Below are 16,747 nucleotides of genomic sequence, written 5' to 3'. Positions count from 1 at the left end.
CCTCGTGCGGGAGTCCAGCGGACTGCTGCACGAGGCGCTTCCTGGTCGGCTACACCGACGCGCTCAAGCGCTCAATGCCCGGTCGATGACGTCGGCGGCCTCCTGCGCGCTGCGCTTCGAGGAACCGGTCGCCGGGGCCGCGCTCGCTGAGCGGGACGCGACGGACAGCGGGCGGCCGTCCAGGTGCGGCGAGAGGTTCATGCAGACGAACGGCCAGGCGCCCTGGTTCTCGGGCTCCTCCTGCGCGAAGACGACCTCGGCCTCCGGGTAGCTCGCCAGGACCTCGAGGATCCGGTCGAGCGGCAGCGGCGCGAGCTGCTCGAGCCGGACGAGTGCGACGTCGTCGACGCCGCGCTTCTCCGCCTCGGTCCGCAGGTCGTGGTGGATCTTGCCCGAGTGCAGGACGACGCGCCGCACCGAACCCCGGTCGACGCCCTTGGCTGCCAGACGGTCGTCGTCCAGGACCTCTTCGAAGGTGCCGGTCGTGAAGTCGTCGACCGCACTCGTCGCCTGCCGCAGGCGGAGCATCGCCTTCGGGGAGAACACGACGAGCGGCTTCTGCGGCTTCGCCCACGCCTGCCGACGGAGCAGGTGGAAGTAGGACGCCGGGGTCGACGGCCGTGCCACCACCATGTTGTCCTGCGCGCAGAGCTGCAGGTACCGCTCGATGCGGCCGGAGGAGTGGTCCGGTCCCTGGCCCTCGTACCCGTGGGGGAGCAGGAGCACCAGGCCGGAGCGCTGGCCCCACTTCTGCTCGGCGGACGAGATGAACTCGTCGATCACGGTCTGGGCGCCGTTGGCGAAGTCACCGAACTGCGCTTCCCAGAGCACGAGCGCCTCGGGACGTTCGACCGAGTAGCCGTACTCGAACGCCATCGCCGCGTACTCGCTGAGCAGCGAGTCGTAGATGAAGAAGCGGGCCTGGTCCTCGGTGAGGTTCGCGAGCGGCAGCCACTCCTGGCCGTTCGTCCGGTCGTGGAACACCGCCTGGCGCTGCACGAACGTGCCGCGTCGGGCGTCCTGTCCGGCGAGCCGGACGGGCTTGCCCTCGACCAGGACGGAGCCGATCGCCATCAGCTCGGCCATCGCCCAGTCGACCCCACCGGCGCGGGTCATCTCGCGGCGCTTGGTGAGGAGCTGCTGCAGCTTCGGGTGGATCGAGAAGCCCGACGGCGGGTTGCTGTGCGCGTCGCCGATGAGTTCGACGAGCTCCTGCGAGATCGCGGTGTCGTGCACCTCGATCTCGGAGTCGTCGCGCTGGGCGGTCGGGCGCTCGAGCCCGTTCACCGCGCCGGAGTCGTCCCCGACGACGGTCGGCATGGTGCCGGTCTGCGCCTCGTGCGTCTCGGCGAACGCGCGCTCCAGGCGGTCCTGGAAGTCGCGGTGTGCGTCGTCGTACTCCTGCTGCGTGATGTCACCACGGCCGACGAGGGCCTCGGTGTACAGGGTGCGGACGGAGCGCTTCGCCTCGATGAGGTTGTACATCAGCGGCTGGGTCATCGAGGGGTCGTCGCCCTCGTTGTGGCCGCGTCGGCGGTAGCAGACCAGGTCGATGACGACGTCGCGGTGGAACTCCTCGCGGTACGCGAACGCCAGGTCGGCGACGCGCGCCACCGCTTCCGGGTCGTCGCCGTTCACGTGGAAGACCGGCGCCTGGATCGTCTTGGCCACATCGGTCGAGTAGACCGACGTGCGCGCCGACTCCGGCGGGGTGGTGAAGCCGACCTGGTTGTTGATGACCAGGTGCACGGTGCCACCGGTGCGGTAGCCACGCAGCTGCGACATCTGCAGGGTCTCGACGACCACGCCCTGGCCGGCCATCGCGGCGTCACCGTGCACGAGCACCGGCAGCGTGCCGAACGTGCCGGCGGGCTTCCGGTCCTGCTTGGCACGGACGATGCCCTCGAGCACGCCGTCGACGGCTTCGAGGTGCGACGGGTTCGCCGCGATCGTCACCGGGATGCGGGAGCCGTCCGAGGCGCGGAAGACGCCCTCGGTGCCGACGTGGTACTTGACGTCGCCGGAGCCCTGCCCGGACACCGTGCCGGGGAGCTGGGTGCCCTCGAACTCCCGGAAGATCTGCCCGTAGGTCTTGCCGGCGATGTTCGTCAGGACGTTGAGGCGGCCGCGGTGGGCCATGCCGATCGCGACCTCGTCGAGGCCGGCGACCGAGGCGTGCTGGATCAGGGTGTCGAGGAACGCGATGGTCGACTCGCCGCCCTCGAGCGAGAAGCGCTTCTGTCCGACGTACTTGGTCTGCAGGAAGGTCTCGAACGCCTCGGCCTCGTTGAGCTTGCCGAGGACCCGCAGCTGCTCGTCCTTCGACGGCTTCGAGTAGGGGACCTCGATGTGCTCCTGCACCCAACGACGCTGCTCCGGGTCCTGGATGTGCATGTACTCGATGCCGACCGTCCGACAGTAGGCGTCCCGGAGGATGCCGAGCACGTCACGGAGCGGTGCGGTCGTGGTGCCGGCGAGGCCACCGGTCACGAACTCCCGGTCGAGGTCCCAGAACGTCAGCCCGTGACGCTCGATCTCGAGGTCGGGGTGCGTGCGCTGCCGGTACTCGAGCGGGTCGATGTCGGCCATCAGGTGCCCGCGGACGCGGTAGCTGTTGATGAGCTCCTGCACACGTGCGGTCTTGTTCACCCGGTGGGCCAGGTCGACGTTGATGTCGTTCGCCCACTGGATCGGCTTGTACGGGATCCGGAGTGCCGCGAAGATGTCGTCGTAGAAGCCGTGCTGCCCGATGAGCCGCTCGTGCACCTGCTTGAGGAACTCGCCCGATCCGGCGCCCTGGATGACGCGGTGGTCGTAGGTGCTCGTCAGCGTGATGGTCTTGCCGACGCCGAGCTCGACGAGGGTCTTCGGCGCTGAGCCCTGGAACTGCGCCGGGTACTCGAGCGCACCGGCGCCGATGATGCAGCCCTGGCCCCGGGTCAGGCGCGGGACCGAGTGCACGGTGCCGATGCCGCCAGGGTTCGTCAGGGAGATCGTCGTGCCCTGGAAGTCCGACGGGGTCAGCTTGTTGTCCCGCGCGCGCTTGACGACGTCCTCGTACACGGAGAGGAACTGCCCGAACGTCAGGGTCTCGGCGCGCTTGATGCTGGGGACCAGCAGGGAACGCGTGCCGTCCTTCTTCGGGACGTCGATCGCGATGCCGAGGTTGACGTGCGCGGGGGTGATCAGGAACGGCTTGCCGTCGCGCTCCTCGTAGGAGACGTTCTGGCTGGGGAAGTCCTTGAGCGTCTGGACCATCGCCCAGCCGATCAGGTGCGTGAAGGAGATCTTGCCGCCGCGGGCCCGGCGCAGGTGGTTGTTGATGACGATCCGGTTGTCGATCATCAGCTTCGCCGGGATCGTCCGGACGCTGGTGGCGGTCGGGACGGTGAGCGACGCGTCCATGTTCGACGCCAGGGTCTTCGCCATGCCACGGAGCGGGGTGGCGACGTCCTCGTGGGTCTCTTCGTGCTCGTCGGCGGAGTCGTTCGCCTCGGCCGGGATCGGCTGCGGCGACGGCTGGCGCGAGGTGGTGCGGGCCTGGAGCGGCGTCTTCGTCTCTCCGGTCGCGGGCTGCTGCGTGGAGGACGGACCGGCGACGGCGGCGGGCTGCTCGGCGGGGGCGGCCTGGGCAGCGGCGGCCTGGGCGGGAGCGGCGGTGGCGGAGTCGGCAGCGGCGGGCGGGGCAGCGTCCGTGCTGGTGGGTTGGGCCCGGTGGTAGCTCTCGAGGACCGGCCACCAGGACTCGTCGACGCTGCTCTTGTCGGCGAGGAACTGCTCGTAGAGCTCGTCCACCAGCCACTCGTTCGCGCCGAATTCGCCCGCGGTCTCGTCAGTTCCGGTCAGATGGCTCGACACAGCCGATCGCCCACTCTCCGTCGATTGATGCTCGTGTGTGTCGTGCGGGGCAACCCTGTCCCGCACGCCGTCAACCCTAGCCGCTCCTCCGTGGCCGTGAGGTGGGAGACGGCGGGTGAGTCGAGCCTCCCGGGCGGGTCTGCGTGCCGCTCCCGGCGGCCCTCCGCGCGCCGCCGTACAGTGGCGGTCATGAGGTTCTACGAGACGCGGCCGACCCACGACCTGACCTACTCCGACGTCTTCCTCGTCCCCAGCCGGTCGAGCGTGACGAGCCGTTTCGACGTGGACCTGTCCACGAACGACGGCACCGGTGCGACGATCCCGATCGTCAGCGCCAACATGAACTCGGTGACGGGTCCGCGGCTCGCGGCGACCCTCGCCCGTCGTGGCGGGCTCGGGGTGCTGCCGCAGGACATGCACCTGCAGGACCTCGACGCGGCGATCCGCTGGGTGAAGGCGCAGCCGGTCGACTTCGACTCCGCGATCGACCTGGGTGCCGACGCCACCGTCGCCGAGGCGCTCGAGCAGCTGCTGCCCGTCGAGGGTCGCGGTGTGGTGGTGCGCGACGAGACGGGGGAGTACCTCGGCTGCGTGCCCGCGAACCGGCTCGCCACCGCCGGGGCCGACGCGGTCCTCGGCGACCTGCTGCACGGCGCGACGACCGCGATCGACGCCGAGGACGCCGGGTCCTCCCGCCACGTGTACGACGTGCTCACCGCGGCCGGGGTCGACTTCGCACCGGTGATGCGGCACGGCAAGGTCGTCGGCACCGTCAGCCCGACGAGCGCCATCCGGTCCGACATCTACCGTCCGGCCGTCGACGCCTCCGGCCGCCTGCGGGTCGCCGCGGCCGTCGGCATCAACGGCGACGTCGCCGCGAAGGCCGCGGCCCTCGCCGACGCGGGCGTCGACGTCCTGGTCCTCGACACCGCGCACGGCCACCAGGAGGGCATGATCCGCGCGCTCCGTGCGGTGTCCGCCCTCGACCTCGGCATCCCGCTCGTCGCCGGCAACGTCGTCACCGCCGACGCCGTCGCCCACCTGGTCGCCGCGGGCGCGTCGATCATCAAGGTCGGTGTCGGGCCGGGCGCGATGTGCACCACCCGCATGATGACCGCCGTCGGGCGTCCGCAGTTCTCCGCCGTGCTCGAGACCGCCGCAGCGGCGCGCTCGCTCGGCGCACACGTCTGGGCTGACGGCGGGGTCCGTTACCCGCGTGACGTCGCCCTGGCGCTGGCCGCGGGCGCGTCGGCCGTGATGATCGGCTCGTGGTTCGCCGGCACGCTCGAGGCGCCGGGCGTGCTCCGCCGCGACGACGCCGGTCGGGCGTACAAGGAGAGCTGGGGGATGGCCTCCGCCAAGGCGGTGCGGGAGCGCTTCGAGCGGCTCGACCCCTACGAGCGGGCCCGCAAGGCGCTCTTCGCCGAGGGGATCTCGTCGTCGACGATCTACCTGGACCCGGAGCGCCCGAGCGTCGAGGACCTGCTCGACATGATCACCACGGGTCTCCGCAGCTCCGCCACGTACGCGGGCGCGCAGTCGCTGACCGAGTTCGCGGACCGTGCCCTGGTCGGCATCCAGTCCGCCGCCGGCTACGAGGAGGGCAAGCCCCTCCCCGTCAGCTGGTAGCACCGGACGGACGGGAGGCGCGGTGCCAGCTGGCACCGCGCCTCCCGTCCGTCTGTGTGTGCGTCTACCGGCGTCGGGTCGAGTCCTCGACGGTGCCGATGAGCTCCTCGAGGATGTCCTCGAGGAACAGCACGCCCGTCGTCCGACCGTCTGCGTCGAAGGCCCGCGCCACGTGGCGCCCCGCCCCGCGCATGGTGGCGAGGGCGTCCTCCAGGTCCATCTCCGTGTAGAGCGAGATGAGCTGGCGGATGCGCTTCGGCGGTACCGGGTCGTCGAACTCGTCCGGACGCAGGTCGATGACGTCCTTGACGTGCACGTACCCGGTCGGGTCACCCGCGTCGTCGACCAGGACGTAGCGCGAGAAGCCGCGCTGGGCGACGGCCCGCTCGACGTCGGCGGGCGTCGCGTCCTCGTGCAGGGTGACGAGCCCGGACATCGGCACGGCGACGTCCTTGACCTTCTTCTCGGTGAACTCGAACGCCATCCGGAGCGTGCCGGAGTCGTCGGCCAGGGTGCCCTCGCGTCGGGACTGCTCGACGATCGTCTGCACCTCTTCGACGGTGTAGGCGCTGACGGCCTCGTCCTTCGGCTCGACCTTGAACAGGCGCAGCACGCCGTTCGCGACCTCGTTGAGCCCGACGACGACCCAGTGCAGGCCGTGACCGATGTACCAGAGCGTCGGCACGAGCAGCAGCGCCGCCCGGTCCGGCATCGAGAACGAGATGTTCTTCGGCACCATCTCGCCGAACACGACGTGCAGGAACGACACGAGCAGCAGCGTGAAGACGAACGCCACGATGCCGATCACCTCGGCGCTCCAGCCGGTCAGGTGCAGCGGGACCTCGAGCAGGTGGTGGATCGCCGGCTCGGAGACGTTGAGGATGAGCAGCGAGCAGACGGTGATGCCGAGCTGCGTGGTCGCGAGCATCCGGGTGGCGTGCTCCATCGCCCACAGGGTCATCTGCGCGGCCCGGGAGCCCTGCTCGGCACGCGGTTCGATCTGCGAGCGGCGGGCCGAGATGACCGCGAACTCCGCCGCGACGAAGAAGGCGTTGCCGCCGAGCAGCACGAAGAGCCAGAAGATGCCCCACCAGTCGGAACTCATCGGGTGGCCTCCTGGTCCGTCGTGGTGGTGCGCGCGGCGGTGCGCCGGTCGGCGCCGGCACTGCTGCCGAGGGTGTCCTCGCCGACCGGGTTCGGCGTGTACCGGATCCGGTCGATGCGACGGCCGTCCAGCCGTTCGATGCGGAAGACGCCGGAGTCGATCGCGACCTCGTCACCGACCTGGGGCAGGCGGCCGAGTTCCTGCATGAGGAACCCGCCGACGGTCTCGTAGGGGCCGTCCTCGGGCACGGTGACGCTCGCGCGGTCCTCGAGCTCGTCGGGGCGCAGCAGCCCCGGGAAGGTCAGCCACCCACGGCTCCGGACGACGTCGATGCGTGCCCGGTCGTGCTCGTCGGACACCTCGCCGACGATCTCCTCGACCAGGTCCTCGAGCGTCACGACGCCGGCGGTGCCGCCGTACTCGTCGACGACGATCACCATCTGGTAGCCACGGCCGCGGACCTCGGTGAGCAGGGTGTCGCCGGGCATGGTCTCCGGCACGCGCTCGGCGTCGGTCATCAGGGCCCCGACCGGCACCTCGGGACGCTTCTCGCGCGGCACCGAGACGGCCTGCTTGACGTGCACGAGGCCGACGACGTCGTCCGCGTCCTCCTCGATGACGGGGAAGCGGCTGAAACCGGTCTTGCGGGCCAGGGCGATGACCGCCTCGGCGCTGTCGGACACGCGGATGGTCGACAGACGCGGGCGGGGGGTCATCACGTCGCTGGCGTTGAGCTCGGAGAAGGACAGCGTGCGCTGGAGCAGCGTCGCGGTGTCCTGTTCGAGCGAGCCCTCGGAGGCGGACCGGCGGAGCAACGAGGTGAGCTCCTCGGCACTGCGGGCACCGGAGAGCTCCTCCTGTGGCTCGATGCCGATCCCGCGGAGGATGGCGTTCGCAGTGCCGTTGAGCAGGGCGACGGCGGGCTTGAACACCGTCGTGAAGCCGACCTGCAGCGGCACGACCAGACGGGCGGTCTGCAGCGGCAGCGCCAGCGCGAAGTTCTTCGGCACGAGTTCACCGAGGATCATCGACAGCAGCGTGGCGATGACGAGCGCCACGATCGAGCCGACGGTCTCGACGACGCCCTCGGCCAGGTTCATCGCGAGGAACGGCGCTTCGAGCAGCTTGGCGATCGACGGTTCGAGCAGGTAGCCGGTGAGCAGCGTCGTCAGCGTGATGCCGAGCTGGGCGCTGGAGAGGTGCGTCGAGGTGACCTTGAGCGCCCCGATGACCGGGCCGAGGCCGGTCTCGCCGCGGTCACGGCGGGCTTCGACGTCGGCGCGGTCGAGGTTGACGAGCGCGAACTCGGACGCCACGAAGACGCCGGTGCCGAGCGTCAGCAGGATGCCGCCGATCAGCATGACGATGTCGACGGGGCTCACGAGGCGCACCTCGGAGTCGGGCAGCTCACTGTGTGAGCGGCGGGCATGTGATGGTCAGCACTAGGAGGGTCGTCCACAATGCCTCGATCGTACCGGGCGCTCCCTCGGAGGAAGCGAGAGGACGTCAGGAGCCGACCCGTGCCTCCCGTCAGGCGGCGGTCCGACAGCCGTCAGACGGTCGCTGCGAGCTCCTCGAGCGACCGACGCAGCGCCGCGGCCGACGTGAAGTGCACGCCGACGGCACCGACCGCATCGGCACCGGCCGCGTTCTCTGCCCGGTTGTCGACGAACACCATCGCGCCCGGCTCGATGCCGAGGCGCGCGCAGGTCTCGTGGTAGATCGCCGCATCGGGCTTGAGGACGTGCTCCTCCGCGCTCACCACGACCGTCTCGAACAGCGAGCCCATCGGGGAGCGACGGTACGGGTCGCCGAAGTCGAAGCCCGCGTTCGAGAGCAACGCCACCCGGGTGCCGTCGTCGTGGAGCTCCTCGACCAGGGCCAGGACCTCGGGGTCGACCTCGAACCAGCCGGTGAAGTCGAGCGCCCACAGTCGGTGGATGTCCGTCACCGACCAAGACTGCCCGGTGCGCTCGGCGATCGCTCGCCAGTACGCGAGCACCGTCAGGTCGCCACGGTCCAGGTCGTGCCGGAGCTCCTGGTACACCGGGAACAGCGTGTCGGCGTCGAGCCCGGTCGCCTCGAGCAGTGCGGCACGGGCGGCGTGCGGGGTCCGGCTGATCACCTCGCCGTAGTCGAAGACGACGACACGACCAGGCAGGGACAGGCTCATGCCCGTCACCGTACCGTGGGCACGATGAACGACTTCGTCTCCGTCCGACCCGCCGACGCCGCCCGCTGGATCACCGTCCCGACCGGGGACACCTCGAAGTACCGACGCGGGGTCCTCGGCGTCGCGACCGGGTCCGCGCAGTACCCGGGGGCTGCGGTGATGGGCGTCGACGCCGCCGTCCACACCGGGCTCGGCATGGTCCGCTACGTCGGGCCCGACCGTGCCACGGACTTCGTGCTTGCCCGACGGCCGGAGATCGTCGCCGGCGTCGGCCGTGTCCAGGCGTGGCTGGTCGGCTCGGGGATCTCAGCGGACTCCCTCGACGCGCTCGACGAGACGACGCGCGCGGGCTTCACGCACGCGTCCGACGACGGGGTGCCGGTCGTCGTCGACGCGGGGGCGATCCCGCTCGTCGACCTCAGGCCGCTCGCGGTGCTCACGCCACACGCCGGCGAGCTGGCGTCGCTGCTCGGCGTGTCCCGCGACGAGGTCGAGGGCGACCCGCGCGGCTCGGCACTCCGCGCCGCCGAACGGACCGGGAGCGTCGTGCTCCTCAAGGGCGCCGACACGCACGTCGTCACGCCCGACGGCGGGGTGCGGTTGGTCGCGTCCTCGGCGACGCCGTGGCTCGCGGCAGCGGGTGCGGGGGACGTCCTCGGTGGGGTCCTCGGCGCACTCGTCGCCGCGCGCGCCGGCACGTCCGAGGTCGGACCGGAGGAACTGGCCCACCTGGCAGCGGCCGCGGCGGTCGTGCACGGGGTCGCGGCCCGTCGGGCCTCGCGGGGCGGGCCGTTCCCGATGACGGCTCTCATCGAGCAGCTGCCCGGCGTGGTGCGGGACCTCGCGGTCCGCGGGGACGCGGACGCGGACTGACCGAGCGGGCGTCTGCCTGCTGGCCTGTCGGCCTGCTGACGGGAGGCGCGTGGCGGGCCGGTGGGGAGCCTCCCGTCCGTCAGCCGGTCGCGCCGTGACCCGCCCGGGCGCCGGTCAGGACGACGGCGTGGCGTGCACGAGGAACTCGACCGACCCGGCGTCGTCGACCTTGACGAAGCCCAGGTTCGGCGCCTGCACCGAGTAGTCCGAGAACGTGATCGGGACCGTGCCGGAGACGTCGACGCCGTCGCCGTTCAGCCCGACCTGCAGCGTCGCGGTGACCGGCTTCGTGACGCCGTGCAGTTCGAGGGTCCCGGTCGCCTTCACGGTCGTCGTGCCGTTGCCCGTCGGGACGGCGTCCGAGACCGGCTGGGTGAGCGTGAACGTCGCCGTGGGGAACGCCTGCGTGTCGAGCGCCGAGTCACGGAAGTACGAATCGCGCTGCGCGGAGTCCGTCGCGATGTCCCCGACCTGCACCGTGATGGTCGCTGCGCTGATCGTCGTGCCGTCGACGGTCGCCGTCCCGGTGACCTCCGACGTGCGGCCGGTGACGGTGACGTCCGAGCCGTTGAGGACCTCGTGCACGCGGTAGCCGGCCTCGGAACCCCTGCCGACCGTCCACGCGCCGGACAGGTCCGCCGCGTCGAGCGTCGACGGGGCGCGGCTGGCGGCGACCGTCGGCGTGGCCGAGGCCTTGGCGTTCTCGCTCGACGTGTAGGCGCGGGTGCCGATCGCGACGGCGACGACGGCGACCACCGCCACCACGACGAGGACGACGAGCACGATGACGAGACGACGCCGAGGGCGGGGAGCCGGAGCGTCCGGCGAGGCCGGCGGGTTCGGTGCGGAGGTCACCCGGAGACGGTGACACGTCACTCTCGGGAACGGCTGAGGATCGGCGACCGGTCGGTACGCTCGTCCGGTGCGCAGGAACCCGTGGCCCGAGATCGTCGTCTTCGGGGTGGTGTTCGTCGCGGTGCACCTGGTGCTCTGGTACCTGACGCTCGTCGTGCCGAACCAGCCGATCGGTGACGTCACCATCACCTACCGACGGTGGATCGAATCCGGGCAGTCGTCGCACTTCTGGGTCGGCATCGACTCGCCCTGGGTCTACCCGATCCTGGCGATCGTCCCGATGGCGGCCGCGGCCCTCGGCGGCACCGCGTCGATCGGTACCGGGTGGCTGCTGCTCATGGTGCTGCTGAACGCCGTCGCGGCCGCCGTGCTCTGGCGGTTCCGTGCGTTCGGCGTCCGGGTCGTCTGGTGGTGGCTGGTGTTCCTGCTGGCCCTCGGTCCGATCGGCCTCGGCCGGATCGACACCGTCGCCACCGCCGTGGCCCTGGTCGGGGTGGCCTTCGTCGCCGCACGACCGGGCATCGCCGCGGCCGTGTTCACCGTCGCCGCCTGGGTCAAGGTCTGGCCGGCCGCCCTGGTCGGCGTGCTGTTCGTCCTCCGTCGCGGGCGACGCGGCGAGGTCGTCGCCGGGGCCCTCACCGTCACCGCGCTCGTCGTCCTGGTCGACGTGCTCTTCGGCGGCGCCGCCCACCTGCTCTCGTTCATCGGCGAACAGACCGGCCGCGGGCTGCAGATCGAGTCACCCCTCGCCACGCCGTTCCTCTGGGCCGCCGCCGCTCACGTCCCGGGCGCGGCGGTCTTCTACGACCACGAGATCCTGACCTTCGAGGTCTCCGGCGCCGGCACCACCGTCGCCGCCGCACTGTCCACCCCGCTGATGGCGGCCGTCGTGGTCGTCGGCGTCGTCCTCGCCCTGCTCGCCGTCCGGACCGGGGCCCGCCGCACCCAGGTCGCCCCGGTGCTGGCGCTGCTGTTCGTCGCCGCCCTGATCGCCACGAACAAGGTCGGGTCGCCGCAGTACATCGGGTGGTTCGCCGTGCCGGTCGTCTGGGGGCTCGTCGCCGGGCGGGGGAGCGCCTGGCGGTTCCTGCCCGTCGGGGCCGCGATGCTGCCGATGGCGTTCCTCACGCAGCTCGTGTACCCGGGCTACTACGACCAGGTGCTCGCCGTGCAGCCGTGGATCCTCGTCGTCCTGTCGGTGCGGAACGCCCTCGAGGTCGCGGTGCTGGTGTGGGCGGTCGTGGTGCTCGTCCGGATGTGGCGACAGGGGATCGCACCACGGGCCTCCCGTCCGGCCGACGACCCGACGCACGCGGACCCCATCGCACGATGAGGTCGTTGCGCGCTGAGGCCGTCGCGGGATGACGCCGCCGCGCAGGCGCGCAGCGGGGCAGGATGGAGGCATGATCGTCGCCTTCTCCATCGCCCCGTCCGGCGGCCCCGCCGCAACCGAGGACGGCTCCGTCCACGACGCCGTCGCCGCAGCCGTGCGGGTCGTCCGCGAGTCCGGCCTGCCGAACCGCACCTCGTCGATGTTCACCGAGCTCGAGGGGGAGTGGGACGAGGTCTTCGCCGTGGTCAAGGCCGCGACCGAGGCCGTCGCACCGTTCGGTACCCGGGTCTCGCTCGTGCTGAAGGCAGACATCCGGCCCGGGCACACGGGGGAGCTCGACGGCAAGCTCGAGCGGCTCGAAGCGGCGCTCGGGGACTGAGGCGACCGATCAGCGGCTCCCCGACGGATCGCGTGTGAAGACGTAGTCCGGGCGGGGCGCATCGAGAGTACGGGTGTAGAAGCCGAGCTCGTCGCCGTCGCGGTACCCCTTCCGCACGAGGAGGTCGGCGAAGTAGAACCGGAGCTCCTTGGAGTCGGCTTCGGACAACCGCCACTTCCCCGCGAAGTCCACGGCGTCTCGGTGATCTGCGCACCCGGGCGGACTGCCCGAGTAGACCTCCGTCCCGCACGCGATCGACGCCGGGATGTCGTGTGCCGTGTAGGTGTTGTCGTCTGCGACCTCGAACCGAGCGGCGGCGTCCCCGCTCGCCGTCTGCAGCCGCCACGTCCCGACGTAGTCCTGCGGCCCGGGCTGCGCTGGCAGGGTGCAGCCGGTCAACGCCACGGTCATCGCCGCCAGGATTCCGGTGATCCCCGCACGACGTCTTGTCACCACTGCACTACTTCCTCTTTCCATGTGAACCGTTCGGTGACCCGCGAGAAGGGGCCGTGGTCGCCGGCTGCCCGGTTGAGAGCCTCGTAACGGCAAGCTCGAGCGGCTCGAAGCGGCGCTCGGGGGCTGAACGACGACCGGTCAGCGACTTCCCGACGGATCGCGTGTGAAGACGTCGTCCGGGCGGGGCGCATCGAGCGTCTATCTCTTGGCGAAGAGGTAGTCGGGCTTCGGCTTGTCGATGGACCCCGTGTAGAAGCCGAGGGAGAAGGACTTGCCGAAGAAGCTGTCGAAATTGCGGTATGCCGTGCTGAAACTGAGGCCGTCGCTGTCGAGCCACACGGTGCCCTGCTCTTCGTCCGGTATCGACCACGTCCCGGCGGCAGAGACCGTGTCGGGGTCCGAGCGGCACGCGTCGATCTCTCGTCCTCCAGTCGACCGGCCGCACACGAGCACGGCCGGGAAGTCATGTGCCTCGAACGTCCCGTTGGGAGACAAGACCAACGACGACGAGCCGCCATCGGCGCTCCTCGTCCAGGTCCCGATGTACTGATCGCGAAGGTCGCTTCCTCCGTCCCTCTGATCAGCGGTTCCCGAAGTGCAGGCAGCGAGCAGCATCGAACTCGCAGCGATGGCGACGATCGCCATCGGTCGCATCCGGATTCCCATTCCGCTGTCTCCTTCCGTCCACGTGAACTCCTCGATCACACGCGCCCCTGAGCTGTCCTGGCCAGCCTCACGTCCTGTGGAACATGTAGTCGGGTCGTGGCGCCTCGACTGATCGCACGAAGAAACCGAGTTCGTCGCCGTCGCGGATCGCCCTGCGCACGAGGAAGTCGTCGTACTCCAGCCAGAGTTCGCGTGGGTTCCCGTCCGCCAGCCGCCACGTTCCGGAGAAACTCACCGAAGGGCTGCCGTCTCGGCAGCCGGGAGGGCTTCCGGCGGCGATCTCGAGCCGACAGGCGAGTGCTCGCGGCAGGTCTTCTGCGGTGTACGTGTGGTCCGCTGCGATGGTGAAGCGCGCTGACGATGACCCGTTCTCGGCCTGCATCTGCCAGGAGCCCACGGAGTCCTCCGGGGCGGGCTGCGATCGTGCGGTGCAGCCGGTCAAGGACCCGATGAGTGACGGGAACAGCGCCACCCACGCCGCTCGACGCCGGTTCACCATTGCACTCCAGCGGCGAAGTCGTCCGTGAGGTCGGGCAATGCGGATGCCAACAGCTCAGTTGGTGCAGTCACCGTTGTGTTCCCCCCATGGAAAGCGGCGTGTCCCCTGAACCTAACGCAGCCGTGTCGACACCGTCTCGCGAGGACCGATCCGCACAGGGGATGACCAGCCCGGTGTGGGCCTGGTGTGCACCCGCCCGACACGCCGCCGACGTTGCGGCGATGTCGGCGGTCGGGGGTGTGATGGGTCCATCAGCCGGTGCACGAGCACCGGCAGCCACGACGGAAGGAGCCCGCTCATGATGCACGACGGATGGTGCCCGGACTGTGACCTCCCCTCGGCCGTGATCGACGTCTCCGACGACGGCCAGCACGCCTGGGCCAGCTGCGCGGAGTGCGGCACCGGATGGGTGCACCGGGACGAACTGCCGGAGGCGCGGACCACGTCCGGCACGTCCATTCGGCGCCCGCAGCGGACGTCGGAGCAGCGCGCAGCCTGAGTGGTGTGCGGCCGGTGGCCCGCATCCCGTGGACGCGGCCGTACCGATCGGGAATCCCGGTCGGTACGGCCGCGTTCGTCGTTGTGTCAGCGATGCGCTCGGCGCCAGGTCGAATCGATTCGGCCCGGCCCTTCCGCCTCCGTGTTGGAGCGGTCTACACTGATCCGGCACCGGTCCTGCCCGTGCTCGCCGACACCGTGCCCGCATCCACCCCGCCCGTCCCACCGTGCTCCGGCACGAGAACAGGTCCCATGTCCCAGCTCACGCCGGCCCGCCGCACGCTCGCCATCCTCGCCCTCGCGCTGGGTGGCTTCGCCATCGGCACCACCGAGTTCGTCGCGATGGGACTGCTGCCGAACATCGCCGAGGCCCTGCTGCCCGGCCAGTACGCCGCTGACCCCGAGGGCGGGGTCGCCCACGCCGGCTGGCTCGTCAGCGCCTACGCCCTCGGTGTCGTCGTGGGTGCACCGACGATCGCTGCGATGTCGGCGAAGTTCCCGCGCAAGGGCCTGCTCATGGTGCTGCTCGTCGGGTTCGCGGTCGCCACGGTTGCCAGCGCGGTGCTGCCCTCGTTCGGCCTGGTGCTCGTCGCCCGCTTCGTCGCCGGCCTGCCGCACGGTGCCTACTTCGGCATCGCCTCCATCGTCGCCGGCGACATCATGGGGCCGGGCAAGCGCGGCAAGGGCATCGCCCTCGTGCTCCTCGGTCTGTCCGTCGCGAACGTCGTCGGTGTGCCGGCCGTCACCTGGATCGGGCAGGTCGCCAGCTGGCGGACCGCCTACGGGGTCGTCGCCGCGCTGTTCGTCCTGACCTTCTTCGCCGTCTCGTTCTTCGTGCCCCGTAGCGGACGCGACGTGCACGCGACCATCGGCCGAGAGCTCCGCGCCTTCCGGGTGCCGCAGGTCTGGATCGTGATGAGCCTCGGCGCAGTCGGCTTCGGCGGGTTCTTCGCCGTCTACTCGTACATCTCGCCGCTGGTGCAGAACGTCACCGGGCTGGCGGAGTCGGCCGTGCCGCTGGTGCTCGTCGTGGTCGGGCTCGGCATGGTCGTCGGTGGACTGCTCGGCGGGTTCCTGGCCGACCGCAGCGTCAAGGCCACCATCTTCGTCGGGCTCTTCGCGCTGGTCGGGGCACTGCTCGTGACCGTCCTCACGGCGCAGTGGGTCGCCGGGCTGTTCATCGGCGCGTTCCTGCTCGGAGCGACGTCGTCTGCGATCCCGCCGGCCGTGCAGTCCCGCCTGATGGACGTCGCCGGTGACGCCCGGACGATCGCGGCGGCGCTGAACCACTCGGCGTTCAACCTCGGCAACTCGTTGGGCGCGGCCCTCGGTGGCGCGCTCATCGCGGCCGGGTTCGGGTTCGTCGCCCCGGGCTGGCTCGGCATCGGCCTGGCGATGCTCGGTGTCGTCGTCGCGGTGATCAGCTACGCGGTGGAGAACCGCACGAACCGACGCGCAGCGGCGGTCCGGACCGCGGGGGCCAGCACCGGCCCGATCCGCGAGTCGGTGTCCTCGCACTGACGCCCGCCTGCCGGACGCGGCCCCGGGCCTCCCGGCCGGCCGGCGTGCTCGGCGCAGGCTGACCGCACCGACGGACCGTCCCCGAGGTCGCACGACGTGCCGTCGGCGTCACGCCCAGGTCGCAGAACACGCCGCCCAGGTCAGACCTGAGCGGCGTGTTGTGCGACCTCGAGACGGGCGGGCGGGCGGGCAGCCAGCCAGCCAGCCAGCCCGACCCCCTACAACCCGTGCGGGGAACCGTCCTGGACGATGATCCCGTCGGTGATCGCACGCTTCCGCAGCGCCACCTTCGTGCCGACGTCGAACCCGGCGACCCGGTACTTCTCGCGGATGCGCTTGAGGTAGCTCTTCGCGGTCTCCTCGGAGATGCCGAGCTGGTAGGCGACGCTCTTCACCGGCTCGCCACCGCCGTACAGCGCCATCACGCGACGCTCCTGCGCGCTGAGCTTCGGCACCCCGCCGACGTCCCCGCTGTTGATGGCCAGGTCGAGTTCGGCGGACACGTACTGCTCGCCGCGCTGCGCCGCGCGGATCGCCTCGACGATCATGGCCGCGTCCTCGCTCTTGACGAGGTAGCCGAGCGCGCCGGCGCCCAGGGCCTCGCGCACCACGTTCGGCTCGGAGTAGGTGCTCATCACGACGGTCTTCACGCCGGCGGTCTTCAGCGTCGAGATCTTCAGCGACACCGGGATCGAGTCCTTGAGGTCCAGGTCGAGCAGCACGACGTCGACGGGGAAGGCCGGGCTGGTGAGCAGCTCCGGCCAGGTGGTGACCGCGGTGACCATCGCGATGTCGTCCGCGGCGTTGCGGATCCACTCGGTCAGGGCGCTGAGCAGCATCCGGTGGTCGTCGACGAGTGCGAGTCTGATCGGTTCTGCTGGAGTCGCCATGCGCGAGGGTCC

Annotated in this window: 15 protein-coding genes; 6 read left to right on the top strand and 9 right to left on the bottom strand. The window is 70.8% G+C overall.

Annotation, left to right across the window (positions count from 1 at the left end; all coding sequences use genetic code 11):
* Positions 1-63: 63 nt before the first annotated feature.
* Positions 64-3,858: a multifunctional oxoglutarate decarboxylase/oxoglutarate dehydrogenase thiamine pyrophosphate-binding subunit/dihydrolipoyllysine-residue succinyltransferase subunit gene (locus tag DEI97_RS10235; protein WP_181439308.1), complete on the bottom strand. Its 3,795-nt coding sequence runs from the start codon at positions 3,856-3,858 to the stop codon at positions 64-66.
* Between the two features lie 189 nt (positions 3,859-4,047).
* Here DEI97_RS10235 and guaB1 point away from each other — a divergent pair, with 189 nt between their 5' ends.
* Positions 4,048-5,487, top strand: a complete 1,440-nt coding sequence (gene guaB1 / locus DEI97_RS10230) for a GMP reductase (RefSeq protein ID WP_111075622.1) — start codon at positions 4,048-4,050, stop codon at positions 5,485-5,487.
* A 64-nt stretch (positions 5,488-5,551) separates the two neighbouring features.
* Here the strand turns inward: guaB1 and DEI97_RS10225 are convergent, their stop codons facing one another.
* The 3 genes from DEI97_RS10225 to DEI97_RS10215 form a co-directional block, all read right to left on the bottom strand.
* On the bottom strand, positions 5,552-6,592 hold the full coding sequence (locus tag DEI97_RS10225) for a hemolysin family protein (protein ID WP_111075547.1): 1,041 nt from the start codon (positions 6,590-6,592) through the stop codon (positions 5,552-5,554).
* Entirely contained in the window at positions 6,589-7,953 is a 1,365-nt protein-coding gene (locus DEI97_RS10220) for a hemolysin family protein (RefSeq protein ID WP_111075621.1), read from the bottom strand. The genes DEI97_RS10225 and DEI97_RS10220 overlap by 4 nt, the downstream gene beginning before the upstream one ends.
* 191 nt (positions 7,954-8,144) lie before the next feature.
* Entirely contained in the window at positions 8,145-8,765 is a 621-nt protein-coding gene (locus DEI97_RS10215; RefSeq protein WP_111075546.1) for an HAD family hydrolase, read from the bottom strand.
* 24 nt (positions 8,766-8,789) lie between these two features.
* On the opposite strand from DEI97_RS10215, the gene DEI97_RS10210 reads away from it, so the two are divergent.
* The gene (locus DEI97_RS10210) at positions 8,790-9,638 is read left to right on the top strand and encodes an ADP-dependent NAD(P)H-hydrate dehydratase (protein WP_111075545.1); all 849 of its coding nucleotides are present in this window, start codon (positions 8,790-8,792) and stop codon (positions 9,636-9,638) included.
* Between the two features lie 114 nt (positions 9,639-9,752).
* Here DEI97_RS10210 and DEI97_RS10205 read toward each other — a convergent pair whose 3' ends face one another.
* Positions 9,753-10,493, bottom strand: a complete 741-nt coding sequence (locus tag DEI97_RS10205) for a YceI family protein (RefSeq protein ID WP_258376748.1) — start codon at positions 10,491-10,493, stop codon at positions 9,753-9,755.
* 67 nt (positions 10,494-10,560) lie between these two features.
* On the opposite strand from DEI97_RS10205, the gene DEI97_RS10200 reads away from it, so the two are divergent.
* Together DEI97_RS10200 and DEI97_RS10195 are read left to right on the top strand one after the other, a co-directional pair.
* Complete coding sequence (locus DEI97_RS10200; RefSeq protein ID WP_220039230.1) at positions 10,561-11,826, top strand: glycosyltransferase family protein; 1,266 nt, start codon at positions 10,561-10,563, stop codon at positions 11,824-11,826.
* 70 nt (positions 11,827-11,896) lie between these two features.
* Positions 11,897-12,205, top strand: a complete 309-nt coding sequence (locus tag DEI97_RS10195) for a thiamine-binding protein (RefSeq protein WP_111075542.1) — start codon at positions 11,897-11,899, stop codon at positions 12,203-12,205.
* 9 nt (positions 12,206-12,214) lie between these two features.
* Here DEI97_RS10195 and DEI97_RS10190 read toward each other — a convergent pair whose 3' ends face one another.
* From DEI97_RS10190 to DEI97_RS10180, 3 genes are all read right to left on the bottom strand, one after another.
* The gene (locus tag DEI97_RS10190; protein WP_111075541.1) at positions 12,215-12,616 is read right to left on the bottom strand and encodes a hypothetical protein; all 402 of its coding nucleotides are present in this window, start codon (positions 12,614-12,616) and stop codon (positions 12,215-12,217) included.
* 243 nt (positions 12,617-12,859) lie between these two features.
* Complete coding sequence (locus tag DEI97_RS10185; RefSeq protein WP_111075540.1) at positions 12,860-13,366, bottom strand: hypothetical protein; 507 nt, start codon at positions 13,364-13,366, stop codon at positions 12,860-12,862.
* A gap of 28 nt (positions 13,367-13,394) precedes the next feature.
* Entirely contained in the window at positions 13,395-13,709 is a 315-nt protein-coding gene (locus tag DEI97_RS10180) for a hypothetical protein (protein ID WP_181439306.1), read from the bottom strand.
* Between the two features lie 415 nt (positions 13,710-14,124).
* On the opposite strand from DEI97_RS10180, the gene DEI97_RS10175 reads away from it, so the two are divergent.
* Positions 14,125-14,325: a hypothetical protein gene (locus tag DEI97_RS10175; protein WP_111075538.1), complete on the top strand. Its 201-nt coding sequence runs from the start codon at positions 14,125-14,127 to the stop codon at positions 14,323-14,325.
* Positions 14,326-14,576: 251 nt separating this feature from the next.
* A complete protein-coding gene (locus DEI97_RS10170; RefSeq protein ID WP_111075537.1) occupies positions 14,577-15,845 on the top strand; it encodes an MFS transporter in 1,269 nt (422 codons plus the stop codon).
* 218 nt (positions 15,846-16,063) lie between these two features.
* On the opposite strand, the gene DEI97_RS10165 is transcribed toward DEI97_RS10170, so the two are convergent.
* Positions 16,064-16,735, bottom strand: coding sequence for a response regulator transcription factor (locus tag DEI97_RS10165; protein ID WP_110902095.1), 672 nt, complete (start codon positions 16,733-16,735; stop codon positions 16,064-16,066).
* Positions 16,736-16,747 lie beyond the last annotated feature (12 nt).

Source organism: Curtobacterium sp. MCLR17_032, assembly GCF_003234795.2.
In the GTDB taxonomy this organism is placed as follows: domain Bacteria; phylum Actinomycetota; class Actinomycetes; order Actinomycetales; family Microbacteriaceae; genus Curtobacterium.
This window is presented reverse-complemented; position numbering and strand designations above follow the sequence as displayed.

Bases quoted from the DNA above. Each gene is read 5' to 3' on its own strand.
- DEI97_RS10170 (WP_111075537.1), top strand. From the start codon at position 14,577: ATGTCCCAGCTCACGCCGGCCCGCCGCACGCTCGCCATCCTCGCCCTC.
- DEI97_RS10195 (WP_111075542.1), top strand. From the start codon at position 11,897: ATGATCGTCGCCTTCTCCATCGCCCCGTCCGGCGGCCCCGCCGCAACC.
- DEI97_RS10175 (WP_111075538.1), top strand. From the start codon at position 14,125: ATGATGCACGACGGATGGTGCCCGGACTGTGACCTCCCCTCGGCCGTG.
- DEI97_RS10165 (WP_110902095.1), bottom strand. From the start codon at position 16,735: ATGGCGACTCCAGCAGAACCGATCAGACTCGCACTCGTCGACGACCAC.
- DEI97_RS10210 (WP_111075545.1), top strand. From the start codon at position 8,790: ATGAACGACTTCGTCTCCGTCCGACCCGCCGACGCCGCCCGCTGGATC.
- DEI97_RS10180 (WP_181439306.1), bottom strand. From the start codon at position 13,709: ATGCAGGCCGAGAACGGGTCATCGTCAGCGCGCTTCACCATCGCAGCG.
- DEI97_RS10215 (WP_111075546.1), bottom strand. From the start codon at position 8,765: ATGAGCCTGTCCCTGCCTGGTCGTGTCGTCGTCTTCGACTACGGCGAG.
- DEI97_RS10220 (WP_111075621.1), bottom strand. From the start codon at position 7,953: ATGCTGATCGGCGGCATCCTGCTGACGCTCGGCACCGGCGTCTTCGTG.
- DEI97_RS10190 (WP_111075541.1), bottom strand. From the start codon at position 12,616: ATGACCGTGGCGTTGACCGGCTGCACCCTGCCAGCGCAGCCCGGGCCG.
- DEI97_RS10225 (WP_111075547.1), bottom strand. From the start codon at position 6,592: ATGAGTTCCGACTGGTGGGGCATCTTCTGGCTCTTCGTGCTGCTCGGC.
- guaB1 (WP_111075622.1), top strand. From the start codon at position 4,048: ATGAGGTTCTACGAGACGCGGCCGACCCACGACCTGACCTACTCCGAC.